We start from the raw sequence: 22,355 nt of genomic DNA, 5'->3' as shown, positions 1-22,355 counted from the left end.
CGGGGCAGCGTCGGTGCACAGCTGTACACTTTGATGTACAAGGAGGCGATCATGGACGTGATGCCAGTTGCAGAAGCACGCGCGGGGCTGACCCGCCTGCTGGCCGACTACCGCCGGAACGACGATCTCGAGGTCGTCGTGATCGGAGCCCATCGACGACCGGATGCCGCACTCGTGCCGTACCGGCAGTACCAGGAGCTGACGAGTACCGTCTGCTTCGTGCGGCTCCACCGGCTGAGCGAGCTCAAGCCGGTGATCGATCGTCTGGCCGCAGCCGCGCACCTCTCCGGCGTGCGCGTGTTCGGATCCGTGGCCCGCGGAGATCAGGCCGCCGGAAGCGACGTGGATCTGCTGGTGGATGCCGGTGACGAGGCGACGCTGTTCGACATCGCGCAGTTCGAACTCGATCTCGAGCTGATCCTCGGCGTGCCCGTCTCGGTGGTCACCAGCGGCAGCCTTGATGCGGACCGCGACCGGGAGATCCTCGACGGAGCAGTGTCGTTGTGAGGGCGGAGGATCGCATCGACCGATGGTTGGCCGACTTGGACTCGACGCTGGCCACCGCGGTGGCACTGGCGGCTCGCGGAGCCGAGGCTTACGCGGATGACGACGCGCTGGCGCTTGCGTTCGAGGCGCTCGCGAACCGAGTCGGTGACCTTGCCAAGAAACTCATCACCGCCGACGCGGGCCGCTTTTCGGACGACATGTGGCGCGCCGCCGCGAGAACGCGCGACTTCATCGTGCACCACTACGACCGCATCGACACGGATGTGCTGTGGCGCACGGTGACGGGGAGCTTCCCGGCGCTGCGGGAGCTGGTCAGATCTCAGATCGACATCCAGCGCCCCTGATGTCGGTGACTTCCGCCACACTGGCGGGGGAGGTGAATGATGTCAGCCACAGCACGCGCGCTGCGACTGCTGCGCCGGGCCGATGAGGACGACGCGTGGCGACTGCTGCGCGCCGACAACGCGCCGTTCGCGGTCGCGCTCCTCGCGGAGCACCTCGGCGGTGACGATCGGCGAGTGGATGCCGACGAACTGGCCGAGGCGATCGACTCCGACCTCGATGAACTCCGCTCCTACGGGCATGAGCTGCCACTGAGCGCCCGTGGCTACCTGACGGCGTGGCGCACGTCCGGGCTGATCGCCCGCCGCCCGTCGGAGGGCGTTCGCGGCGAGACCTACGAGCTGACTGTCGACGCGCTGGCCGCACTCCGCTTCCTCGACGCTCGCGAGTCTCCGCGGCACGCGGCCACGGAATCCCGCCTGGCCAGCCTGTCGATGCAGCTCACCCAGCTCGCCATCGACACCGATCCGCAGGCGGCCCGGCGCCTGGATCGTCTGCGTGCGGAGCGCGACCGGATCGTCGCTCAGATCGAGGCCATCGAGAGCGGGGAATCCGACGATGTGCTCACCGGGCCGCGTGCCGTCGAGCGGCTGCGGGAGCTGTTGTCGCAGGCATCCGAGGTTCCGGACGACTTCACCCGGGTGCGAGGCGTGTTCGAGGAGCTCAGCTCCACGCTGCGCGCCAGCATCCTCGAATCCGACGCCACACAGCGGGCCGTGCTCGATGAGGTCTTCCGCGGGGTCGACCTGATCGGCGACTCGGATGCCGGCCGCAGCTTCTCCGCGTTCTCGTCGCTCGTGCTCGACCCCGCACTGGGCACGGCGTTCGAGGAGGACATCCGCCAGGTGCTCGATCGCGACTTCGCGCGGGAGCTCACCATCACCCAGCGTCGGCGCCTTCGGAGCTTCCTCGACGAGCTGAAGACCCGCACCGCCGAGATCCATGACGTCATCACCGTGTTCGCACGCGGCCTGCGACGATACGTGCAGTCGCAGGACTACCAGCGCGACCGGGTGCTGCGCGGCAAACTGCTCACCGCGATGTCGACGGCTCACGCGGCCGCACAGGTCACAAAGCCGTACGCGTCCGTCGGCATCGACCTCGAGCTCAGCTCGGTCGTGATCTCCAGCGCCGGCGCCGTGCACCTTCACGACCCATCCGAGTACGACGCCGCGACCGAGATCGTCACGCACGGGGCGGCGGCAGTCGATTGGGAGGTCCTCCGCGCCCTCGCACGCGAGACCGAGATCGACTTCACCGAACTCAGCGCGAACGTCAACGACGTCCTGACGGGCATGCCGGAACCCACCGTCGGCGACGTCCTGCAGGCGCATCCGGCATCGCAGGGCGTCGCCAGCGTCGTCGGCCTGCTCAGCCTGGCAGGCGACTACGGGCGGGTAGAAGACGGAACCGAGCGTCTCGCATGGACCACGCCCCGCGGCATCCGCAGTTCCGCGCTGGTGGCGACCCACCGATTCACCGAGAGGATCCCATGACCGACGATGAGCCGCAGGTCGAGAACCGCGATGCCGAGCACGAGCTCTGGCGCGGTGACACCGGCACCCTGCACGAGCGCTCTCGCCGTGCGCTACTGGAACTCGTGCGCGGGCCGTACCTGTCGCGATCGCGCTCGCCGCAGAACTGGTCATCCCTGCTGGCCGATGAGACCGTCATCCGGTCGCGGCTCAACGACCTCTTCCTCGAACTGGTGCTCGACCGCGACAGCGAGTTCGCTTTCGTCCGCAACGCGGAGTCGGCCGAGATACAGGTGCCGCGTGCCGTGCGGTCGGAGTCGCTGACCTTCATCGACACCGCCATGCTGCTCGCCCTGCGCCACACGCTGCTGAATGAAGAGGGGCGCGGACGCGTGATCGTCGGGCAGGACGAGCTGTATGAGACCCTCGACGTGTACCGCACGGCGGACCGCGACCAGGCCGACTTCCGCAAACGGCTCAACGCGGCCTGGTCGAAGATGGTCAACAAGCTGCGGGTGCTGCATCCGATCGGCGACGACCGTGCCGAGATCTCGCCGGTGGTGCGGATGCTGATCGACGCCGACCAGGTGGACGCGCTGCAGGCCGTGTACAACGGGCTCGCGACGGGGTCGCAGAGAGCGGATGCCGGCGGCGCGGCCTCTCTGGACGAGGAGACGGTCGGATGACGCTTCTGGACGGACTCGAGGCGATCGATCCCCGGCATCCCGGACAGTGGCGGCTGAGCCGCGTCGAACTGCTCAACTGGGGCACGTTCCACGGCCACCACGTGGTGCCCATCGCCCGCCAGGGTCATCTGATCACGGGCGCTTCCGGGTCGGGCAAGTCGTCGTTGCTCGACGCGATCGCCGTGGTGCTCACGCCCGACAAGTGGCTGAAGTTCAACGCCGCGGCGCTCGACGGCTCGTCCCGCACCGGCGACCGCAACAAGGTCAGCTACGTGCGCGGCGCGTGGAGTAAAGAAGCGGATGCCGCGTACGACCGCGCCGTGAGCACCTACCTGCGCAGGGCTGCCACCTGGAGCGGCATCCTGTTGCGCTTCGACGACGACCACAGCGACCCGGTCGTGCTCGTGCGCCTGTTCCACCTGAGGGGGACGACCACCGACCCTGCCGACCTCAAGGACACCTGCATCATCCTCCGACACGACGTGTCGCTGCCGGATCTCGCACCGTTCGCCGCGCACGGCCTCGACGTGCGGCGGCTGAAGGCGGAGGTGGAGCCGGTCGTCGCCACCTCCGGGGCGCACGGACCGTTCTACACGCGCATGCGCAGTCTGCTGGGCATCGGCAGCGACAACGCTCTCAACCTGCTGCACAAGACACAGGCCGCCAAGAACCTCGGCAGCCTCGACGCGCTGTTCCGCACGTTCATGCTCGACACTCCGAACACCTTCAAACGAGTCGAGAACGCCGTCGACCAGTTCCGCGAGCTCAACGAGTCGCACAGCCATGTCGTGGATCTGCGCAACCAGGCCGAAGCGCTGGGTGTCATCGACGAGGCCGCCGTGCGGTTCGACGCGGCCGAAGCCGACGCGGGCGCCGCCAGGCGGCTGGGCGACTGCGCCCTGCCGTTCACCGCGCAGTGGAAGCTGCGGCTCGCCGAGACCGAGTTGCACGATGCGAGGCAGGAGCATGCTCGCGCCCAACGCGCGGCCGACGCCGCACGGCTCGCGAGCGACGAGGCCGAGGGCCTGCATCTTGCGGCCGGGCAGCGCCTCGACCAGCATGGCGGCGCCGAGCTGAACCACCTGCGTGCGCGCATCGAGGAGGCGCGCTCTCGTGTCGACGAGGTCTCCGCGGCGCGCACGCTGCTCGGAGACCGACTCGAGCGCGTCGGCGTGCCGATGCTGTCATCCGCAGAAGAACTCGACGAGCTCGTCGCCGCGGCGCAGGACGAAGTGGCGAAGCAGGCTCCGGATGCCATCGACTTCGCCGTCAACGATGCACTGTCCCAGGCACAGGCTGAGGTGCGCAGACTCCAGAGCGAGATCGACGCACTGCGGGGGCGGAGCACCAACATCCCGGCCGACCTGCTCGCCGCTCGGCGCGCGATCGTCAGCAGGCTCGACCTGCCCGAGCAGGCGCTCCCGTTCGCCGGGGAGCTGATCGACGTGCGCGGGGAATTCGCCGAATGGAACGGGGCGATCGAGCGGGTGCTGTCTCCCGTCTCGACTGCGCTTCTCGTGCGTGACAACCTGCTGGCGCGCGTGCGGCGCGTCGTCGACGGCATCCATCTCGAGACGCGGCTGGTGCTCGACGCGGTGGCGCTGCAGGTGGACGCTCCCGCACCGGTCCGCGATGAACGCAGTGTGGTGCACCGCGTCCGCGTCGCCGACGGACCGTTCGCCGCCTATCTGAACCGGCGCCTCAGCGACGAGTTCGACTACGCCTGCGTTGACGACCCCGACGACCTCGATGACGTGGAACGCGGCGTGACGATCACAGGGCTGCTCAAGCGCTCCCGCCGCCGGTACGAGAAGAACGACCGGTTCCGCGTCGATGACCGTCGACGATGGGTGCTCGGAACTGACAACGCCGACAAGCTCGAGCATCTGCTCACGGCTCTGGGCACCGCGAAACGGGCGGAGCAGGGAGCGCGCGGGCGCTTCGAGCAGGCGCAGGGAGCCCGTGACGCGGTCATCAGGCGTCGTGAGGTGTTCGCCGACATCGCGCGCGTCACTTGGGCGGGTATCGACATCGAGTCCGCAGGCCGGCGGGTGGCCGGTCTGGAGGAGGAGTTGCGCATCCGCACCGCACCCGACAGCGAGATGGCCGAGGCCGTCAAGGCGGAGCAGCAGGCGCGGCATGAGGCCGACCGGCTGCGGCAGGAGCGCACGGATGCCGAAGTCGCAGCGCGACTGGCCTCTGCGAAGCAGCGACGCATCAGCGGCCTGATCGACGAACTGCACGGCCAGTCGACCACCCTGGTCGACGAAGCCGACGCGGATGAGCTGGAGAGGCGCTTCCGGGAGGTGCGCCGCTCGATCGCGCTGGCGAACATCGACGAGGTCAGCGCCCGGGTGCTGCGTCGGCTGAACGACCAGGTGCAGGAGGCCGACGCGCGTGCGCGCGAGGCGCAGGCCGATTTCGTCGGCCGTGTGACGCACTTCGTGGGCACATGGGAAGCGGCATCCGTCGAGCTCACCCCGACCATCGAGGACCGTGCGGGCTTCCGTGCGCTCCGTGACGGCATCCTGGCACGCGGACTGCCGGAGTACGAGGCGCAGTTCCTCGCGCTGCTGAAGGACCGCTCCCGCGACATGATCATCCACCTGCGCGACGAGCTGCTGTCTGCTCCGCGCCGGGTGGCCGAGCGCATCGACCCGGTCAACGAGTCGCTCGGGCGCTCCCCGTACGATCGTGGGCGGTTCCTGGACATCTTGGTCAAGACGCGGCGCAGCGGCGAGGTCGACGAGTTCCTGAACGATCTCAAGCGCATCGTCGAGGGCGACTGGGTGGACGAGGATCTCGCCGGCGCCGAGCAGCGCTTCGCCGTGCTCTCGAAAGTGATGCACCGTCTGGACTCCAGCGACAGTGCCGACCGAGCCTGGCGCTCTCGCGTGCTGGACACTCGCGAGCACGTCTCCTTCCTCGCGCAGGAGAAGGATGCCTCCGGGCGCGTGGTGGCCGTTCACGATTCCAGCGCGGGGCTGTCGGGCGGGCAACGGCAGAAGCTCGTGATCTTCTGCCTGGCGGCCGCGCTGCGGTTCCAGCTCGCAGACCGGGATGACCTCGTGCCCTCGTACGGCACCGTCGTGCTCGACGAGGCCTTCGACAAGGCCGACGCGCAGTACACGCGCATGGCCATGGACATCTTCCGCGAGTTCGGATTCCACATGATCTTGGCCACGCCGCAGAAGCTGCTGCAGACCCTGGAGCCGTACGTCGGTGCGGTCACCAGCGTGTCCAACCCCACCAGGGACCAGTCGATGCTCGCCAACGTCGTCATCGAGCGCGATTCATGACGGTGTCTCCTGCGGATCTCGGCGCGCGGGCGCGCCGGATGTATGAGCGCTCGGCACGGCTGTGGGTGGTGGATCCGGGTGTCGAGGTCGTGATGGACGTTCCGCTGCATCCGCCCACGGAGCGGGAGGCGCTCGCTGACCTGGACGGGGCGCGCGCCTGGGCGCACTCCTGGCGCCGTGCCGAGGCCGAGCTGCCGGTGCACGTAGTGTGGGAGGAGCGCAACTGGTCCCGGATCGGTCGGCAGAGCCTGCCGGTGCGGGTCCGCGTCGAGGGATCGGACGCCGTCGCCGCGGCCGCCGCGAAGAGCCGTGAGTGGCGGGCGTGGGTGCGTCGGGTCAGGACGCTTCAGGATGCGGTGCTGGGCGCTGCCCATGCGGGTTCGGACGCCCGCGCGAGGACGGATGCCGCGCTGCGCACGCACTCGCGCGCGATCGCACAGCTGGATGCCGCCGATGCCCGGATTCTGCAGGACATGACGGTCTGGCTCATCCAGCATCCGGCGTCGGGCCTGCGCGTGCGGCAGGTGTCCGTGCGCGGCATCCACACGAAGTGGCTTGAACGGCACCGCTCGATCGTCGAGGCGCTCGTCACCGCGGTGACGGGTGTCGATGGACTGGGACTGGTGGCGGGGCCGGAGCGACTGCGGATCAGCATCCTGGATCCTGCGCTGCGGCCGGCGGGCGTTCGCGACCTGGCCGCCCCCCTTGCCGAGCTCGCCGCGCTGCCCTTCGGCGAGCGGCTCGAGGTCGTGGTCATCGTGGAGAACCTCGAGACGCTGCTGGCGCTGCCGGATGCCGAGGGCGTCGTCGCGATCCACGGCAGCGGCTACATCGGCCACCTCGTCGCGCAGCTGGCCTGGGTGATGTCGCGGCCCGTGCTCTACTGGGGCGACCTCGACTCGCACGGGTTCGCGATCCTCAACCGTGTGCGGGCGGCCGGGGTGGAGGCGCAGAGCGTGCTGATGAATCGGAGCACTCTCGAGGAGTTCCGCGACCTGTGGGTGGACGAGCCCACGCCGTTCCGCGGAGAGCTGTCGCGGCTCACGGATGACGAACGTTCGACGTTCGTCCTGTTGCGCGAGTACGGCGATGTACGACTGGAGCAGGAGCGCATCGCGTGGCCGTACGCGTGGGAGGTGCTCTGGAAGGCGATCGAGGCTGTGCGCTGAGAGCTGGAATCATCGAGATCGACGGGCATGTTATCCACATGCCCGTCGGATGACGGTGGTCGATGCGATGATGGGACGCATGGCGGTCTCGATGCTCGATCGGAAGATCTACTCCTTTACGGACGTGGATCGCCTTGTCGGCCTGTCTTCGGGCACGACCCGCAGATGGCTGGAGGGACACACCCGTGCGGGGAGGTTCTACGAGCCGGTCCTCAGGGAACAGCCCACGGGCGATGAGGCCGTCACATGGGGAGAGATGGTTGAGGCGCGGCTGCTGGCCGAGTTCCGCAGCAAGCATGTATCGGTGCAGCGTCTGCGCCCGGCGATCGATCTGCTTCGCGAAGAGTTCGGACGGTACCCGCTGGCGCAGGCTCGGCCGTTTCTGGATGTGGAGGGGCGTGAGCTCGTTCGCGTGCTTCAGGAACAGGTGGGACTCGAGCGTCCGCTTCAGCTCGTCGTCGTGCGTAACGGGAAGAGCATGGTCGGTGCGGCGACCGCGCGGTTCCAGAACGCCGTCGAATACTCCGGCGGGGTGGTGGGCAGTTTCCGACCCGATGTGCGGACGCCTGCCGTCCTGATGAATCCGTCCCGATCCTTCGGGCAGCCGTCGGTGAGGAATGTGCGAACCGAGGTGCTCGCGGAGGGCTATCGCGCCGGCAGCAGTCGCGAAGAGCTCGCCGACCTGTACGACTTGTCCGCAGCGCAGGTGGACGAGGCCATTCGGTTCGAACTCATCGCGGGGACCGACCGGGCGGCGTGATGAACGGCGCATTCTCACCGGTGTACTTCGCCGACGAGAACGCGCTGGGAATGGCCAAGATTCTGCGACAGATCGGTCGCGACGACGTGCTGCATCCGGGCCATGAAGACCTCCCCGAGGTGCCGCTCGGTGCGTTGGATCTGGAATGGATGCCGATCGTCGGGCGCCTCGGGCTCATAGTGGTGACACGGGATCGGCGCATTCGTACTCGTCCGGCGGAGCTCGAGGCATACCGCGAGTACGGAATCCGTTCGATCTGGATCGGGACCAAGCGAGACCTCAGACCGCAGGAGCAGGCTGAGCTCTTCTTGAAGCACGAGGATCGGGTCCGACGCCAGATCATCAAGCTGGGCAGCGGGCCGTGGGCGTTGGCAATGTCGCAGTCGGGGGTGCGGCCGTTATGGCTGGTGGAGTGAGTCGACCCGTCGACATGACACCTGTCGTCTAGGTGGCTGCCGCGCTGGTGATCGTCCATGGCTTTTCGCGGGTCGACGCCGCGTCCCTACGAGACCTACCGGGGAAGCTCACCGTCGGATTCGAAGGATCCCAGAAATCATTATGCTGAGTTATAAGTATGGTCTGTATGTTTTCTGCATGTCTATTCACATCAATGGCTTGTCACTGTAATCTCAGATTTTGAGTGAGATCGGTGTCGGGCGGATACTCGACCCGGTATGAAAACCCCCTCCGAACCCTTCGACACGACCGTCACCATCATCGGTGCCGGCCGTCTCGGCGGCGTGCTCGCCCGCGCCCTGAAGAGCGTCGGATTCGCGGTCACCGGACCGCTGCACCGGGAAGAAGAGGTCCCGGCATCCGACATCGTCTTCCTCTGCGTTCCGGATGCCGAGATCGCGGCCGCAGCGCTGACAGCCCGCCCGCATGCTCGACTGCTCGGCCACGTCTCCGGGGCCACCGGCTTGGACGACGTGGACTTCAGCATCCACCCGCTGCAGACCTTCACGGGCGGGGAGACACCTGACGTGTTCCACGGGATCGGAGCGGCCGTCGCCGGCCGCACCGCAGAGGCGGAGAAGACAGCCGTGCACCTCGCCGAAGCCCTCGGCGCCCGCCCGTTCCACGTCGACGACGCGCACCGCGCGGGCTACCACGCCGCCGCGTCCATCGCGTCGAACCTGCTGCTGGTCGTGCTGGATGCGGCCGAGCAGGCAGCCGTCGCCGCCGGCATCCGCTCCGACCAGGCCCGTGAGCTGCTGGCCCCGCTCGTCACCCGCACCGTCGAGAACTGGGTCGCGAAGGGTGCGCACGACGCGCTCACCGGGCCCATTGCCCGCGGCGACGAGCAGACCGTCCGTCGCCAGCGCGACGCGATCTCCCAGCAGAACCCTGCGCTTCTCCCGCTGTTCGACCAGCTCGCCGACGGCGCCCGCGCACTCGCGCGAGCGCAGAATTGAAGACGGAGAGTCGCATGAAGATCATCCGCACCGTGGACGGCATCCGACAGTCCGTCCGTGAATCCCGAGCGCAGGGAAGCACCGTCGGCCTCGTGCCGACCATGGGCGCCTTCCACGCCGGGCACCTCTCTCTCATGCAGGCCGCTCGCGAGGCGAACGACCTCGTCATCGTCTCGCTGTTCGTCAACCCCACCCAGTTCGGGCCCGCCGAGGATCTGGACGCCTACCCGCGCGACGAGGCCCGCGACGCGGAGCTCGCCGAGAAGCAGGGCGTCGACATCCTCTTCGCCCCCGAGCCTGCCGAGATCTACCCCGACGGCTTCGCCACCAGCATCCATGTCGCAGGGCTCACCGACGTGCTCGACGGTGCTTCCCGCGGCGCATTCCACTTCGACGGCGTCGCCACCGTCGTCACCAAGCTGTTCGGCATCGTCGCACCCGACGACGCGTACTTCGGGCAGAAGGACGCGCAGCAGGTGCTGGTCATCCGCCGCGTCGTGCGCGACCTGAACCTGCCGGTGCGCATCCACGCCTGCCCCATCGTGCGCGAGCCCGACGGCCTGGCCATGAGCTCGCGCAACGTCTACCTCGACGCGGATGCCCGTCAGCGGGCCACCGCGCTGAACCGGGCGCTCGACGCGGCGGCATCCGTGTACGAGGCGGGGGAGCGGGATGCCGCGACCATCGTCGCTGCCGCCGAGCAGGTGCTCGCGGATGCCGGCATCCGCCCCGACTATCTCGAGCTGCGCTCGAATGACGATCTGCACGCGCTCGAGACCGTCGACGGCGATGCGCTGCTGGCGGTCGCCGCTCGCGTCGGCGCCGCACGACTCATCGACAACCACGTCCTGAAGGGAACCCGCTGATGCGACGCACCATGCTGAAGTCCAAGATCCACCGCGCGACCATCACCGGAAGCGACCTGAACTACGTCGGCTCGATCACCATCGACGCCGACCTGCTCGACGCCTCCGACATCCTCGAGCACGAGCAGGTGAGCGTCGTCGACGTGAACAACGGCTCGCGCTTCGAGACGTACACGATCGCGGGAGAGCGCGGCACCGGCACCATCCAGGTCAACGGCGCGGCCGCCCGCCTGGTGCACTCCGGCGACACGATCATCATCATCTCCTACGGCGAGTACTCGGCGAAGGACCTCACCGTCTACGAGCCCACCGTCGTGCACGTGTCGCGGACGAACGAGATCATCAGGATCGACGACGCCGTGGACCAGTTGCTGACCGAGGCCGTCGGATGAGTGTCGCGGGCGTGCCCCGCCCGCTGACCCTGGGCGACCTGGCGGCGAAGAAAGATGCCGGTGAGCCCATCGTCATGGTCACCGCCTACGACCACCCCAGCGCGCAGATCGCCGACGAGGCCGGCGTCGACATGGTGCTGGTCGGCGACTCCGCCGCCATGACCGTGCTGGGGTATTCGTCCACGGTGCCGGTCACCATGGACGAGATGCTCATGCTCACCCGCGCGGTGCGGCGCGGGCTGACGCGGGCACTGCTGGTCGGCGATCTGCCGTTCGGCTCGTACGAGGCATCCGACTCTCTGGCGGTGCAGACCGCACAGCGCTTCGTGAAGGAGGCCGGCTGCGACCTGGTCAAGCTCGAGCGCGGCGGTACGACCGTCGATCGCGCGCGGGCCATCGTCGCCGCGGGCATCCCCGTGGTCGGGCACGTCGGCCTGACTCCGCAGAGCGCCACGGCTTTGGGTGGCTACCGTGCGCAGGGCAGGACAGCGGATGCCGCGCTGGCCGTCATCGACGACGCGCTGGCGCTGCAGGATGCCGGCTGCTCGCTGATCGTGCTCGAGGCGATCCCCTCCGAGGTGACCTCTCTTCTTCAGGAGCGGCTGACGATCCCGACGATCGGGATCGGCGCAGGGGCGGATGCCGACGGCCAAGTGCTGGTGTGGCACGACCTGCTGGGGATCTACGACGGGCCCGCGGCCAAGTTCGTCAAGCGGTTCGCGGAGGTGCGTTCGGCGTCTGTGGCCGGTGTCTCGGAATATGCGCGCGAGGTGCGGGCGCGGGAGTACCCGGCGCCCGAGCACGCGTACGGGATGCCTGCCGACGAGGCCTCGCGGCTGAAGGAGCTGCTCGCGCAGTGGTGAGGCATCGGCGTCCGCCAGCGCGCTCGATGCCCGATGCTCAGGGCGAGACGACCTCGATCGCGCAGTGCTTCTTCGCGGCCTTCGCGAGGTGCTCGTCATAGGTGAGCAGCGGGCATCCGAACGTCTCGGCGAGAGCGACGTAACTCGCGTCGTAGGCGGAGAAGTTGTGACGGAGCGCCATGGCTCTCGGTATCAGCGAGAGCGACGGATGCAGATCCACGCGGAGCAGTCGGAGGAAGCTGACGGCATCGCTGAGGTCCCTGTCGGCGAGCTTTCCACCGAGATTCATGCCGCGCAGGCCGGATGCCACCTCGACGGGAAGAAAGTCCGGCGCGAGCAGCCGGTCGCCGGACAGTCGATCACGCAGAGGGTTCCTCCGCCCGATGTCGGCGATGAGATCGATGACCGCTGACGCGTCTGCGACTATCACCGGCCCTTCCTGCCCTCGTGGATCGCGCGGACGATGTCCTGAGGGTCGATCCTCGGCCGTGGCGGTCGAGCCTCTATCTCCGCGAACAGTTCGGCCAGGGTCGGCTTCGCGGCGAGCTCCGTAAGTTCTTCGGTGAGGTACTGCTGCAGTGACTGACCGCGCGCCTCGGCCCGTGCGGTGAGCACGGAGTGCACCTCGGGGTCCAGGTTCCGGATCAGTACGTTCGGCATGCTTACAGTATGCATGCGCGATCTTCGTTTCGATAGTGGGCGTAGCTCATAGCATCCAGCGTGCAGTGGGCCACCGACCTCGGGGAGAGGGGATTCCAGCAAGTGTGGAGAGCTCACGGGAATGTCGAGATGTGCAGGAACAGGTGTGTCTCTTCTGCACATCGGGTGCTCACCCGCGACTTCTTCACAGCCACCGTGATCGGCGGGCTCTGGCGTCGGCACCCGCTCTTAGCGTTGCCGGCATGAACTACAGATCTCACATGAGGACCCCGTCTGCGGTGCGCGTCGACGTGACCGTCGCGGATCACCCCGAGTACGACCGCACGCTCGAGCTGCCGTCGGATGCTCCGCGCTCCTGGCTTGCGGAGGCGTACCTGATGAGCGTCGGCTACGAGCCGCCGTCAGAGATGGAGTCGGGCGATGAGGAGCGCTGGGCGTATCCGGAGGCCCGATGGGATCCCTATGGCCAGGTCACGCGTCAGACGGAGGAGGAGCGTCGGCTGCATCTGCCGTCGTTCCCGCATGAGGCCGTCATGCGGAAGGGGTACCCGTACGATGCAACGCTGGGCGATCAGTCCGTGGCCGTGCTGGATGCCGAACGCGGGACCGCTCTGGGGCAACCTGCGAGCGCGGAGTGGCAGACGGCTGCGCCGCCGTTCCGCATCGATCGGGTGAACGAGGAACTCGCCCGCAAGTATGGGATCGTACTGCCGTACTTCAGCAGATCCTCTCTCGACGGGGTCGAGCGCGGCATCCGCCCCTCGTCGCTGATCCGGTCGCTGTTCTCCAGGCTGACACCGGTGCGCAGACTGGCGCTGCACGCGCACCTGGAAGACGGCGGGATGCTCGACAACGTCGCACTCGCACAAGCGGATGCTCTGTCGGCCACCGAAGCGGTGCGCACACTGCTGCACCGCGTCGGTGACGGGGTGGCGCAGGACGCCGAGAGCGGTTGGCTTCCGACGGCGTTCACGGCAGATCTCGCAGGGGACCTCGGCTGGAAGGCTGCTGATGTCGACGCGCTGGTGTCGTTGGTGCGGGAGGCCAGGATGCTGCGCCGTCTGCGCGGCGAGGTCATCGTGACCGCACTGGGGAAGAAGCTGCTCACGGAGCCGGCGCGTGGGGCGAGCGCGGTAACCGACTTCGTCGCCATGGGCAACAGGCGCTCGTACTCGTACACGAGCAGGGCGCTGCCGCACTTCGAGACTGCCGCAGCGCTGCTGGCCATCGCCGACGGCTCGGCACTCACTCTCGCGGATCTGCCTGGGCTGGTCGCAGCCGTCTCGAGCAGGGAGGACCGCGATCGTGAGGATCGCTGGGACGGGTGCATGTTCGGCGGGGCATCGGATGCGGGCACCATCGACGCGCAGATGGAGATCCTGGCCGAACGGCTCCGGATGCTGTCCGCGCCCGGGGCCTACGGCGAGATCAGCCCAGCGATGCGCGCCGTGGCGCGGGCAGCCCTGATGTGAGCGGGGAAGCCCAGCGTCAGCCCCTCTGCCGGGCCTTCTTCGCCCGCCGCAGGGCGTGCAGGATCGGCTCGGTATAGCCGCTGGGCTGGGTCGCGCCCTCCATGATCAGCCGACGTGCGGCGGTGTAGGCGATGCCGGGCTCGCCGTCGCCGAAAGCGAGCGGCTCGTAGGCGGCATCCGCTGCGTTCTGCGCGTCGACGACCGGCGCGAGGCGGCGCAGGGCGTCGTCGACCTGGTGCCCCGTGATCACGCCGTGCAGCAGCCAGTTCGCCAGCAGCTGGCTGGAGATGCGCAGCGTCGCGCGGTCCTCCATGAGCGCGACGCCGTGGATGTCGGGCACCTTCGAGCATCCGATGCCCTGGTCGATCCAGCGCACCACGTACCCCAGGATCGACTGCACGTTGTTGTCGAGCTCCGTGGTCACGACGTCGTCGGTCAGCTCGCCGGGAGCGGCCAGCGGCGGCTGCAGCAGCACGTCGAGCGATGCGGAGTCGTACTCGGGCAGCGATGGCCGCACGGCGAACGGATCGACCTGATGGTAGTGAAGCGCGTGCAGGGTCGCGGCGGTCGGCGACGGCACCCACGCCGTGGAGGCGCCCGAGCGCACGTGCCCGATCTTCTGCTCGAGCATGTCGTGCATGAGGTCGGGCATGGCCCACATGCCCTTGCCGATCTGCGCACGTCCGTCCAGTCCGGCGGCGAGGCCGATCTGCACGTTGCGGTCCTCGTAGGTCTGCATGAACGGCTGCGCCTTGATGCGCCCCTTCGGCAGGAATGGGCCGGCGTGCAGAGAGGTGTGGATCTCGTCGCCGGTGCGGTCCAGGAATCCGGTGTTGATGAACACCACCCGATCGGATGCCGCGGCGATCGACGCCGCGAGGTTGGCCGACGTGCGGCGCTCCTCGTCCATGATCCCGACCTTGAGCGTGCACGCGGGCAGGCCCAGCAGCTGCTCCACCCGGGCGAACAGTTCTGCGGCGAACGTCGCCTCGGTCGGGCCGTGCATCTTGGGCTTGACGATGTACATCGAGCCGGTGCGGCTGTTCGCACCGCGGTTCGCGCCGACGAGCTCCGGCAGTGCGCCGAGGGCGGTCATGATCGCGTCCAGGATGCCCTCGAAGACCTCCTCGCCGTCGCGGTCGAGCACGGCATCCGTCGTCATCAGATGCCCGACGTTGCGGATGAACAGCACCGAACGGCCCGGCAGCGTCAGGTCCTTGCCGTCGCGGCCCGTGTAGACGCGGTCGGCGGCCAGGCGACGGATGAAGGTGCGTCCGCCCTTGCTCACCTCCTCGGTGAGCGTGCCGTCCATCAGCCCGCGCCAGTTGGCGTAGCCGAGCGCCTTGTCCTCGGCATCCACCGCCGCGACGGAGTCCTCCAGGTCGACGATGGTCGTGATCGCCGACTCCAGCACGATGTCCTGCACGCCCGCGGCATCCGTCTGCCCGATCGCGCCGCCGCGGTCGATGGCGATCTCCAGGTGCAGGCCGTTGTGCACGAGCAGGATGACGGTGGGTGCGTCGGCGTCGCCGGTATGTCCCACGAAGACGGCCGGGCTCGACAGACGACGGATGCCGGTGGCGGTCTCCACGGCCAGCCCCTCGGCGTCCACGCGGTAGGCGGTGGCGTCGGCATGCGAGCCCTCGGAGAGTGGGGCGACCTGGTCGAGCAGCGCGCGACCGCGGGCGATGACCTCGGCACCGCGCACGGCGTTGTAGCCGCGACCGGGGGCGAGCTCGCCGGTCTGGTCGATGGCGTCGGTGCCGTACAGCGCGTCGTACAGCGAGCCCCACCGGGCGTTCGCGGCGTTCAGCGCGAAGCGGGCGTTCAGCAGCGGCACCACCAGCTGCGGGCCCGCCATGGTGGCGATCTCGGGGTCGACGTTCTCGGTCGTGATCTTTGTGATCGGCTGCGGGTCGGGCGTCAGGTACCCGATCTCGGTGAGCAGCACGCGGTACTTCTCCGGATCAGGCTGCCCGGGGTTCTCGCGGTGGAACGCGTCGATGCGCGCCTGCAGCTCGGTGCGCGTCTCGAGAAGCGAGGCGTTGCGCGGGCCGAGGTCGTGCACGATGCCGGAGACGCCTGTCCAGAACGCGTCGGCGTCGATTCCGGCATCCGTCAGCGAGGTCTCGGCGAACTCGACGATCTCGTGAGCGACCTTCAGATCTGCCCGGTCGAGGTAGGTGGTGGTCGAGGTCATGGTGGCTCCTTCGGATCGGGTGGCGCACTGATCACGGTAGAGAACGCGTCGAATTCTGGAGCGTGGTTTCCGTATGGTGGAAGCCATGACCACTGCACCCGTGCAATCCGTCGCCCGTGCCTTCGCCCTGCTCGAGGCGCTCGCCGCATCCGGTGGTGAGGCTGCGCTGGCATCCCTTGCCTCGCAGACCGATCTCGCCGTGCCGACAGCGCACCGGCTGCTGGGAACCCTGCACCACCTGGGATATGTGCGGCAGCTGGAGGATCGCCGCTACGCGCTCGGTGCCGGGCTGATCGGCCTGGGAAGGCAGGCGGTGCCGCAGGTCGCGGAGGCCGCGATCCCGCTGCTGACCGGGCTGGAGGAGGCGTTCCACGAGACCGCGAACCTCGCCGTGCTCGACGGCGACCTGGTGCTGTACGCCGGGCAGGTGGCGTCGCGGCAGCGCATGCGCATGTTCACCGAGGTCGGCCGCCGGGTGCTGCCGCACTCGACCGGCGTCGGCAAGGCCATGCTCTCGACCATGCCCGAGCCGCACGTGCGCGCGCTCATCGAGCGCACCGGCCTGCCGCGATTCACGCCGCAGACCCTGGTCGATCCGGACGCGTTCATCGCCGACCTGCGCCGGTCGCGCGCCCGCGGCTTCGCCGCCGACGACAGCGAGCAGGAGGTCGGCGTGCGGTGCATCGCCGTCGCGGTGCCGGGCCTCGGGCAGCCCACCGCGCTCTCGGTCTCGGGGCCGGCCGCGCGGATCACGGATGCCGTGGTGCCCGACGTCGTGGCCGCGCTGACCGCCGCTGCCGCGGAGCTCGCCGTCGCCGGGCGCTGACGGTTCGACCCACGAACGGAGCCCTGCTGCAGATTCAGCGTCAGATCGTGTGGCCGTTCCGGTGCCCGCTCGGCGGCGTCTGAGAAGCCGCATGCTCGACCGGTCGTGAGTCCGCTAGCGACCGGGTCGGGAGGTTGCAACCCCCTCCCTGCCCGGCACTCGACTGGTTACTGTCGGCGCGTGGACGGCACCAGGATGAAGGCCATCACGTGCGTGGAGATCGACGGACGACCGTTCCTCCTGCGCGGGGACCGCGCACTGGGCGAGGTGATGGCCGACATCGAGGCAGCCGCAAGCGGAGACGATCCGAAGTTCGTGCAACTCATCGGCGGGGAAGACGCAGTGAGTGTGCTCGTATCCTCCCGCACCAGGGTCATCGTCACAGTGCGGCATGACAGGGTCGACCACATCGCGCCCGATGAGTCGACGCATCTGCAGACCGAGGACTGGGACCTCTGAGGCGAAGCGCGACTCAGGTCAGCTGATCCAGCACCAGCTCACCGCGGGAGTTGAGCAGTTCCATCATGCGCTTGAGTCGCTCGGCGTCGACGGCAGGTGCTTCCTTGCCGTCGAAGGCGATGATCAGGGGGATGCTCGGATTCATCCAGATGGTGAGGCGACCCGTGCCGGCGTCGGTATCCGGCACCCACGTCATCATGAAGCTCTCATGGCGCCGCAGCTTCGTGCCGATGATGATCTTGAGGTGCGCCAGAGTGGAGTCGTCCACGTCGATCGGCGGACGCGAACTGTTGTACTCGAGGGTTCCCATGACAGAACACTAAGCCCGTCGAAGCCTCGCGGATCGGCGACTTCGCGTCTGGTGTTCGGAGCGGCACTCCGTACCGGAGCAGCCCTTTGCTGAAGCTTCAGAAACGTCTTGCTCAACGATGCCTACCGACATATCGTTAAGCATCGTTCACGTCTGAGGAGGCATCATGAACGGATCATTCCCGCAGGGTGGATTCGGGTTCGGATCGGGCGACCGATCGGGTGGCCCGCTGGGCGGCATCTGGGAGGCCATGGATCAGCTGCGCACGCAATTCGAGCAGCGCACCGGCAGCCCTCGCATGGCGCGCGGCGATGTGCGCGCGGCGGTCATCAGCCTGCTCGCCGAGCGGCCCATGCACGGCTACCAGATCATCACCGAGATCGCCGACCGGTCCGGCGGTGCATGGAAGCCCAGCGCGGGGTCGGTGTACCCCACGCTGCAGCAGCTCGCCGATGAGGGCCTGATCACGGCCGAGGAGCAGGGCGGGCGCAAGACCTACTCCCTCACGGATGCCGGCATCACAGCATCCGAGGAGGCCGCCGCCAAGCCGGCGCCCTGGGAGTCCGCCGGCGCACGCCCGACCAGCCATGTCGGCGCTCTGCCCAAGGCGGGGATGGAGCTCGCCAGCGCCACCGCGCAGCTGGCCCGCACCGGCAGCCCCGAGCAGGTCGAGGCCGGTGTCGAGATCCTCGAAGACGCCCGGCGTAGGCTGTACGCCATCCTCGCCGAGGGGTGACTGATCGAGAAGAGGGCGCCATGACGGATGCGGCCCTTCACGAGGCTCAGGGGCCCGGCGGGGGAAGCCCTCACCGCGCCCGCTACCGCCGCATCCTCGCGTTTGCGGCGCGGGCGTTCCTGCAGACCTGGTGGTTCGAGCTGTTCCTGCCGCGTCTGGGACTGGGGAGCGTCGCCGAGCGCGGCCGCGGCCAGCGGACGCTTCGCCTCGTGCGCAGGTTCCGCGACCTGGCGGTGGACCTCGGCGGCCTGATGATCAAGGTCGGGCAGTTCATGTCCTCGCGCCTGGACGTGCTGCCGCCCGAGATCACCGACGAACTCGCGGGCCTGCAGGACGAGGTGCCTGCGGTGCCGTTCGCGCAGATCCGATCCTCCGCCGAGGCCGAGCTCGGCATGCCGCTGGAGAGGGCGTTCGCGTCGTTCGACGAGGAGCCGCTGGCTGCGGCATCCCTCGGCCAGGCGCATCGCGCGACCCTGTCCGAGGCGGATGCCGCCGACACCGGCCTGCGCGACGTCGTCGTCAAGGTGCAGCGCCCCGGCATCGACGAGATCGTCGCGATCGACCTGTCGGCCCTGCGTAGGGTGGCCCGCTGGGCGGCGCGCGTGCGCGTGGTGCGCGATCGCGTGGACGCCCCCGCGCTGGTCGAGGAGTTCGCGCAGACCTGTCACGAGGAGATCGACTACCTGCATGAGGCCGCCAGCGCCGAGCGCTTCGCGGCGTGCTTCGCCGACGACGACCGGGTGGCGGCCCCCGCGGTCGTGTGGGAGCGCACCACCCCGCGCGTGCTGACGCTCGAGGACGTCACGGCCATCAAGATCAACGATGTCGGGGCGCTGCGGGATGCCGGCATCGACCCCGCCGAGGTCGCCGCGGTGTTCGGGGACGTGATGCTCGACCAGGTCTTCACGCACTCGTTCGTGCACGCCGACCCGCATCCGGGGAACATCTTCGTGACGCCGATCTCCGGCGATCCCGGGCCGGGCGGCCGGAAGTGGCGCCTGACGTTCATCGACTTCGGCATGATGGCGGAGGTGCCCGACGGCATCCGCACAGGTCTTCGCACCTTGGTGATCGCCGTCGCCTCGCGTGACAGCCACGGACTGGTCACGGCCGCCCAGCAGATCGGCATCCTGCTGCCGTCAGCGCGCACCACCGAGCTCGAGCGCGCGCTGACCGTGCTGTTCGCCCGCTTCGGCGGCATGGGATTCAACGAGCTGCGCGACGTCGACCCGCGTGAGCTCGCCGACTTCGGCACCGAGTTCGGCGAGACCATGCGGTCGCTGCCGGTGCAGTTCCCCGAGCGGATGCTGCTGCTGATCCGCGCCGTGTCGCTGACCTCCGGGCTGTGCAGCGCGCTGGACCCGGCGTTCAACATCTGGGAGCCCGTCGAGCCGTATGCGGACCGGCTGATCAAGGACCAGAGCGCAGGGCTGCTGGCCGACCTCGGCACGCAGACGGTTTCGAACATCGGTGCGCTGTGGCGGCTGCCGGCGCGCGTGGATTCCACGCTCGACAAGCTGGATGCCGGCGCCCTGACCTTCGACGTCTCGACGCTCGAGAACCGTCTCGACCGCATCATCCGCGTCGCGTACCGGGCGGTGTCGGCGGTGCTGTTCGGCGGGTTGCTGATCGGCGGCGCACTGCTGCTGGCATCCGCTCCTCCGCTGGGGATCGTGCTGATGTGCGTCTCGGTGGTGCCGCTGCTGCACGCCGTGTTCGGGCGGCGGTGACGGCGGGCGCTACGGTGTCCACTCAGAGGGGCGCAGCGCATAGCGGTGCAGGGTGACGCCGTCGGCGTACTCCGCCTGCTCGATCAGCTCGAGGTCCATCGGCGCGGGCATCCCGTCGAAGAGCGGGCGCCCGCGGCCGAGGATGACGGGGTGCGTGAACAGCATGATCTCGTCGAGCAGGCCGGCATCGCGCAGCTGCGTCGCAAGCGTCGCGCCGCCGACTCCGATGTCTCCGGAGGCTTCGCTGCGCACGCGGGCGAGCTCGTCGATGGCGCCGTCGCCCACGATGCGGGTGCCGTGCGATGCCGTCGTCCGCGTGCGGGAGACGAGGATCTTCGGCATCGATGTCCAGATCTCGCCGTACTCCTGCAGGTAGGCGGGTAACGCGGGGTCCTGCGCGGCCGCCGGCCAGAACGACTCCATGATCTCGTAGGTCGTGCGCCCTTCGATCGACATCGTCATGGCTCGGGCTCGCGCGTTGAATTCGCGGTGCAGCGGCTCGCCGATGCGCATCCAGTCGCCGCCGCCGTTCTCGCCCGGCTCGGACTCGATCATGAGATCGAGCGATACGTTCATCCAGTACACGAACCGTGCTGCCATGGCGGGGACACTACTCCTCGGGCTTCTGCGCTGCCAGCGCGGCCTGAACCATCGCGGGTGCTCTTGACACGGGCATTCGCCGCGCATAACGTACAACCAAATGGTTGTACAAGGTGAACTCAGCGAAGCGGAGATCGACCGTGTGTTCCACGCACTGGCGACGGCGACCCGGCGCGACATCCTGCGCCGGACCATCGAGCGCGAGCAGTCGGTCTCGGCCCTGGCCCGCGACTACGAGATGTCGTTCGCCGCGGTGCAGAAGCACGTCTCCGTGCTCGAGGAGGCGCACCTCATCGTCAAGCGCGCCGAAGGACGCGAGCGGCTCGTCCGCGCGGATCCTCAGATGATCGCCCGCGCGCGGGCGCTCCTCGCCCGCTACGAAGAGCTGTGGCGTGCGCGCGTCGCCCGGCTCGACGATCTGCTGGCTGCCGACGCCTCGAGCGAGGCGACGCCGCCGGCATCCGACTCTTTCCCAGCTTCAGAAAGTCAAGGAGACTGACATGCCCGTCATCGACATCGACGCCGACACCGAGAACCTCACGCTCACGGTCACGGCCGAGTTCGCCGCACCGATCGAGCGCGTCTGGGCCGCCTACAGCGACCCGCGCCAGCTCGAGCGGTTCTGGGGCCCTCCCGGGTGGCCCGCCACCTTCTTCACCTGGGATCACACGGTCGGCGGCCGCGCCGACTACGGCATGACCGGACCGCACGGCGAAAGCCATCGCGCGTACTGGGAGTTCCTCGAGATCGACGAGCCGCGTGCGTTCAGCGTGCTCGACGGCTTCAGCGACGAGGACGGCAATCCGAACCCGGGTATGCCCGCCATGCGCATGGACTTCACGTTCGCGTCGACCGACGGTGGAACCCGGATGGTCACCTCCAGCCGCTTCGACTCGATCGAGGCGCTGCAGACCGTGCTCGACATGGGCGTCGTCGAGGGCACCCGCATGGCCATGTCGCAGATCGACGCGGTGCTGCGCGACCTGCGCGAGTACGCCGAGGGCAAGGGCACGCAGGTCGAGCTCCTGGACGACACGCACGTGCGGATCACCCGGCTCGTGAACGGCCCGCGCGACCTGGTGTGGCGCGCGTACACCGAACCCGACCTGATCCGGCAGTGGATGCTGGGCCCCGACGGCTGGGAGATGACGGAGTGCGAGGTCGGGCTCGAGGCCGGCGACCACTACCGCACCTCGTGGGCTCCGGTGGGCGACACCGAGGGCGAGCCGTTCGGATTCGAGGGCGAGATGCTTGTCGTCGACGCTCCTCGCCGGGCCGTGCAGCTGGAGCGGATGCAGGGCACCGACGGCCCCGACGTCCTCGACGACGTGAGCTTCTACGAGGAGGACGGCGCCACCCTCATCACGGTGCTCATGGAATTCCCCGACCTGGAGACCCGCGATGCGATCCTCGCCACCGGCATGGCCGACGGCATGGAGGAGTCGTACAAGCGCCTGGAGTCGACAGTGCTTGCCTGAGCCCGACCGTGCTCGCCTGAGCCGCGTCCATAACTCCGGAGAACCCGGACTATTCGCCGCCGAATAATCCGGGTTCCGCACTCTCGCGCGCGGATCTCCGGAGTTATGAA

The 22,355-nt window shown here is 68.6% G+C and carries 24 protein-coding genes; 19 read left to right on the top strand and 5 right to left on the bottom strand.

Translation table 11 applies throughout. From position 1 onward, the window contains the following. Nucleotides 1–51: 51 nt before the first annotated feature. The 12 genes from Q0568_RS05500 (at nt 52) to panB (ending at nt 11,774) form a co-directional block, all read left to right on the top strand. Nucleotides 52–507, top strand: a complete 456-nt coding sequence (locus Q0568_RS05500) for a nucleotidyltransferase domain-containing protein (protein WP_298863481.1) — start codon at nt 52–54, stop codon at nt 505–507. Next, on the top strand, nt 504–851 hold the full coding sequence (locus Q0568_RS05495) for a HepT-like ribonuclease domain-containing protein (protein WP_298863478.1): 348 nt from the start codon (nt 504–506) through the stop codon (nt 849–851). Before Q0568_RS05500 ends, Q0568_RS05495 begins: the two co-directional genes overlap by 4 nt. Before the next feature lie 39 nt (nt 852–890). Then, entirely contained in the window at nt 891–2,345 is a 1,455-nt protein-coding gene (locus Q0568_RS05490) for a DUF3375 domain-containing protein (protein ID WP_298863475.1), read from the top strand. Next, complete coding sequence (locus tag Q0568_RS05485) at nt 2,342–3,010, top strand: DUF4194 domain-containing protein (protein WP_298863472.1); 669 nt, start codon at nt 2,342–2,344, stop codon at nt 3,008–3,010. The genes Q0568_RS05490 and Q0568_RS05485 overlap by 4 nt, the downstream gene beginning before the upstream one ends. Beyond that, complete coding sequence (locus tag Q0568_RS05480; protein WP_298863469.1) at nt 3,007–6,309, top strand: ATP-binding protein; 3,303 nt, start codon at nt 3,007–3,009, stop codon at nt 6,307–6,309. The genes Q0568_RS05485 and Q0568_RS05480 overlap by 4 nt, the downstream gene beginning before the upstream one ends. Then, on the top strand, nt 6,306–7,478 hold the full coding sequence (locus Q0568_RS05475; protein WP_298863466.1) for a DUF3322 and DUF2220 domain-containing protein: 1,173 nt from the start codon (nt 6,306–6,308) through the stop codon (nt 7,476–7,478). The genes Q0568_RS05480 and Q0568_RS05475 overlap by 4 nt, the downstream gene beginning before the upstream one ends. A gap of 49 nt (nt 7,479–7,527) precedes the next feature. Continuing rightward, nucleotides 7,528–8,238: a DUF433 domain-containing protein gene (locus Q0568_RS05470; RefSeq protein WP_298863463.1), complete on the top strand. Its 711-nt coding sequence runs from the start codon at nt 7,528–7,530 to the stop codon at nt 8,236–8,238. Then, nucleotides 8,238–8,654, top strand: a complete 417-nt coding sequence (locus Q0568_RS05465) for a hypothetical protein (RefSeq protein ID WP_298863460.1) — start codon at nt 8,238–8,240, stop codon at nt 8,652–8,654. Before Q0568_RS05470 ends, Q0568_RS05465 begins: the two co-directional genes overlap by 1 nt. A 258-nt stretch (nt 8,655–8,912) precedes the next feature. Further along, nucleotides 8,913–9,653, top strand: a complete 741-nt coding sequence (locus tag Q0568_RS05460) for a Rossmann-like and DUF2520 domain-containing protein (RefSeq protein WP_298863457.1) — start codon at nt 8,913–8,915, stop codon at nt 9,651–9,653. 14 nt (nt 9,654–9,667) lie between these two features. Then, nucleotides 9,668–10,519: a pantoate--beta-alanine ligase gene (gene panC / locus Q0568_RS05455; RefSeq protein WP_298863454.1), complete on the top strand. Its 852-nt coding sequence runs from the start codon at nt 9,668–9,670 to the stop codon at nt 10,517–10,519. Continuing rightward, complete coding sequence (gene panD / locus Q0568_RS05450) at nt 10,519–10,911, top strand: aspartate 1-decarboxylase (RefSeq protein ID WP_298863451.1); 393 nt, start codon at nt 10,519–10,521, stop codon at nt 10,909–10,911. Before panC ends, panD begins: the two co-directional genes overlap by 1 nt. Next, nucleotides 10,908–11,774 (top strand): 3-methyl-2-oxobutanoate hydroxymethyltransferase, encoded by an 867-nt coding sequence (gene panB, locus Q0568_RS05445; RefSeq protein ID WP_298863447.1) that lies wholly within the window; start codon nt 10,908–10,910, stop codon nt 11,772–11,774. The genes panD and panB overlap by 4 nt, the downstream gene beginning before the upstream one ends. A gap of 37 nt (nt 11,775–11,811) precedes the next feature. On the opposite strand, the gene Q0568_RS05440 is transcribed toward panB, so the two are convergent. Both Q0568_RS05440 and Q0568_RS05435 read right to left on the bottom strand, forming a co-directional pair. Beyond that, nucleotides 11,812–12,204, bottom strand: a complete 393-nt coding sequence (locus Q0568_RS05440; RefSeq protein ID WP_298863444.1) for a type II toxin-antitoxin system VapC family toxin — start codon at nt 12,202–12,204, stop codon at nt 11,812–11,814. Then, nucleotides 12,201–12,434 carry a hypothetical protein gene (locus tag Q0568_RS05435; protein WP_298863442.1) on the bottom strand — a complete coding sequence of 78 codons (234 nt, stop codon included), beginning with the start codon at nt 12,432–12,434 and terminating at the stop codon, nt 12,201–12,203. Before Q0568_RS05435 ends, Q0568_RS05440 begins: the two co-directional genes overlap by 4 nt. 260 nt (nt 12,435–12,694) lie before the next feature. Between Q0568_RS05435 and Q0568_RS05430 the strand changes: the two genes are divergently transcribed. After that, nucleotides 12,695–13,906, top strand: a complete 1,212-nt coding sequence (locus Q0568_RS05430) for a hypothetical protein (protein WP_298863440.1) — start codon at nt 12,695–12,697, stop codon at nt 13,904–13,906. A 16-nt stretch (nt 13,907–13,922) separates the two neighbouring features. Here Q0568_RS05430 and Q0568_RS05425 read toward each other — a convergent pair whose 3' ends face one another. After that, complete coding sequence (locus Q0568_RS05425) at nt 13,923–16,106, bottom strand: malate synthase G (protein WP_298863437.1); 2,184 nt, start codon at nt 16,104–16,106, stop codon at nt 13,923–13,925. A gap of 85 nt (nt 16,107–16,191) precedes the next feature. Here Q0568_RS05425 and Q0568_RS05420 point away from each other — a divergent pair, with 85 nt between their 5' ends. Together Q0568_RS05420 and Q0568_RS05415 are read left to right on the top strand one after the other, a co-directional pair. Beyond that, the gene (locus tag Q0568_RS05420) at nt 16,192–16,932 is read left to right on the top strand and encodes an IclR family transcriptional regulator (protein WP_298863434.1); all 741 of its coding nucleotides are present in this window, start codon (nt 16,192–16,194) and stop codon (nt 16,930–16,932) included. A 180-nt stretch (nt 16,933–17,112) separates the two neighbouring features. Continuing rightward, a complete protein-coding gene (locus Q0568_RS05415; RefSeq protein ID WP_298863432.1) occupies nt 17,113–17,391 on the top strand; it encodes a hypothetical protein in 279 nt (92 codons plus the stop codon). Between the two features lie 13 nt (nt 17,392–17,404). Here Q0568_RS05415 and Q0568_RS05410 read toward each other — a convergent pair whose 3' ends face one another. Beyond that, complete coding sequence (locus Q0568_RS05410) at nt 17,405–17,701, bottom strand: hypothetical protein (protein ID WP_298863430.1); 297 nt, start codon at nt 17,699–17,701, stop codon at nt 17,405–17,407. Between the two features lie 166 nt (nt 17,702–17,867). Here Q0568_RS05410 and Q0568_RS05405 point away from each other — a divergent pair, with 166 nt between their 5' ends. After that, entirely contained in the window at nt 17,868–18,437 is a 570-nt protein-coding gene (locus Q0568_RS05405) for a PadR family transcriptional regulator (RefSeq protein ID WP_298863427.1), read from the top strand. Between the two features lie 20 nt (nt 18,438–18,457). After that, nucleotides 18,458–20,167 carry an AarF/UbiB family protein gene (locus Q0568_RS05400; protein ID WP_298864137.1) on the top strand — a complete coding sequence of 570 codons (1,710 nt, stop codon included), beginning with the start codon at nt 18,458–18,460 and terminating at the stop codon, nt 20,165–20,167. 9 nt (nt 20,168–20,176) lie between these two features. Here the strand turns inward: Q0568_RS05400 and Q0568_RS05395 are convergent, their stop codons facing one another. Then, complete coding sequence (locus Q0568_RS05395) at nt 20,177–20,767, bottom strand: dihydrofolate reductase family protein (RefSeq protein ID WP_298863424.1); 591 nt, start codon at nt 20,765–20,767, stop codon at nt 20,177–20,179. 100 nt (nt 20,768–20,867) lie between these two features. Between Q0568_RS05395 and Q0568_RS05390 the strand changes: the two genes are divergently transcribed. Together Q0568_RS05390 and Q0568_RS05385 are read left to right on the top strand one after the other, a co-directional pair. Continuing rightward, nucleotides 20,868–21,266, top strand: coding sequence for a winged helix-turn-helix domain-containing protein (locus tag Q0568_RS05390; RefSeq protein ID WP_298863421.1), 399 nt, complete (start codon nt 20,868–20,870; stop codon nt 21,264–21,266). A gap of 1 nt (nt 21,267) precedes the next feature. Next, nucleotides 21,268–22,245, top strand: a complete 978-nt coding sequence (locus Q0568_RS05385) for an SRPBCC family protein (RefSeq protein ID WP_298863418.1) — start codon at nt 21,268–21,270, stop codon at nt 22,243–22,245. The last annotated feature ends 110 nt before the right edge of the window (nt 22,246–22,355 follow it).

This window comes from uncultured Microbacterium sp. (assembly GCF_937927635.1).
In the GTDB taxonomy this organism is placed as follows: Bacteria; Actinomycetota; Actinomycetes; order Actinomycetales; family Microbacteriaceae; genus Microbacterium.
Note: the sequence above shows the minus strand (reverse complement) of the source record. Positions and strands in the feature narration are given on the sequence as shown.

Bases quoted from the DNA above. Each gene is read 5' to 3' on its own strand.
- Q0568_RS05500 (WP_298863481.1), top strand. From the start codon at position 52: ATGGACGTGATGCCAGTTGCAGAAGCACGCGCGGGGCTGACCCGCCTG.
- Q0568_RS05490 (WP_298863475.1), top strand. From the start codon at position 891: ATGTCAGCCACAGCACGCGCGCTGCGACTGCTGCGCCGGGCCGATGAG.
- Q0568_RS05485 (WP_298863472.1), top strand. From the start codon at position 2,342: ATGACCGACGATGAGCCGCAGGTCGAGAACCGCGATGCCGAGCACGAG.
- Q0568_RS05480 (WP_298863469.1), top strand. From the start codon at position 3,007: ATGACGCTTCTGGACGGACTCGAGGCGATCGATCCCCGGCATCCCGGA.
- Q0568_RS05475 (WP_298863466.1), top strand. From the start codon at position 6,306: ATGACGGTGTCTCCTGCGGATCTCGGCGCGCGGGCGCGCCGGATGTAT.
- Q0568_RS05470 (WP_298863463.1), top strand. From the start codon at position 7,528: ATGACGGTGGTCGATGCGATGATGGGACGCATGGCGGTCTCGATGCTC.
- Q0568_RS05465 (WP_298863460.1), top strand. From the start codon at position 8,238: ATGAACGGCGCATTCTCACCGGTGTACTTCGCCGACGAGAACGCGCTG.
- Q0568_RS05460 (WP_298863457.1), top strand. From the start codon at position 8,913: ATGAAAACCCCCTCCGAACCCTTCGACACGACCGTCACCATCATCGGT.
- panC (WP_298863454.1), top strand. From the start codon at position 9,668: ATGAAGATCATCCGCACCGTGGACGGCATCCGACAGTCCGTCCGTGAA.
- panD (WP_298863451.1), top strand. From the start codon at position 10,519: ATGCGACGCACCATGCTGAAGTCCAAGATCCACCGCGCGACCATCACC.
- panB (WP_298863447.1), top strand. From the start codon at position 10,908: ATGAGTGTCGCGGGCGTGCCCCGCCCGCTGACCCTGGGCGACCTGGCG.
- Q0568_RS05435 (WP_298863442.1), bottom strand. From the start codon at position 12,434: ATGCCGAACGTACTGATCCGGAACCTGGACCCCGAGGTGCACTCCGTG.
- Q0568_RS05430 (WP_298863440.1), top strand. From the start codon at position 12,695: ATGAGGACCCCGTCTGCGGTGCGCGTCGACGTGACCGTCGCGGATCAC.
- Q0568_RS05425 (WP_298863437.1), bottom strand. From the start codon at position 16,106: ATGACCTCGACCACCACCTACCTCGACCGGGCAGATCTGAAGGTCGCT.
- Q0568_RS05420 (WP_298863434.1), top strand. From the start codon at position 16,192: ATGACCACTGCACCCGTGCAATCCGTCGCCCGTGCCTTCGCCCTGCTC.
- Q0568_RS05410 (WP_298863430.1), bottom strand. From the start codon at position 17,701: ATGGGAACCCTCGAGTACAACAGTTCGCGTCCGCCGATCGACGTGGAC.
- Q0568_RS05405 (WP_298863427.1), top strand. From the start codon at position 17,868: ATGAACGGATCATTCCCGCAGGGTGGATTCGGGTTCGGATCGGGCGAC.
- Q0568_RS05400 (WP_298864137.1), top strand. From the start codon at position 18,458: ATGACGGATGCGGCCCTTCACGAGGCTCAGGGGCCCGGCGGGGGAAGC.
- Q0568_RS05395 (WP_298863424.1), bottom strand. From the start codon at position 20,767: ATGGCAGCACGGTTCGTGTACTGGATGAACGTATCGCTCGATCTCATG.
- Q0568_RS05390 (WP_298863421.1), top strand. From the start codon at position 20,868: ATGGTTGTACAAGGTGAACTCAGCGAAGCGGAGATCGACCGTGTGTTC.
- Q0568_RS05385 (WP_298863418.1), top strand. From the start codon at position 21,268: ATGCCCGTCATCGACATCGACGCCGACACCGAGAACCTCACGCTCACG.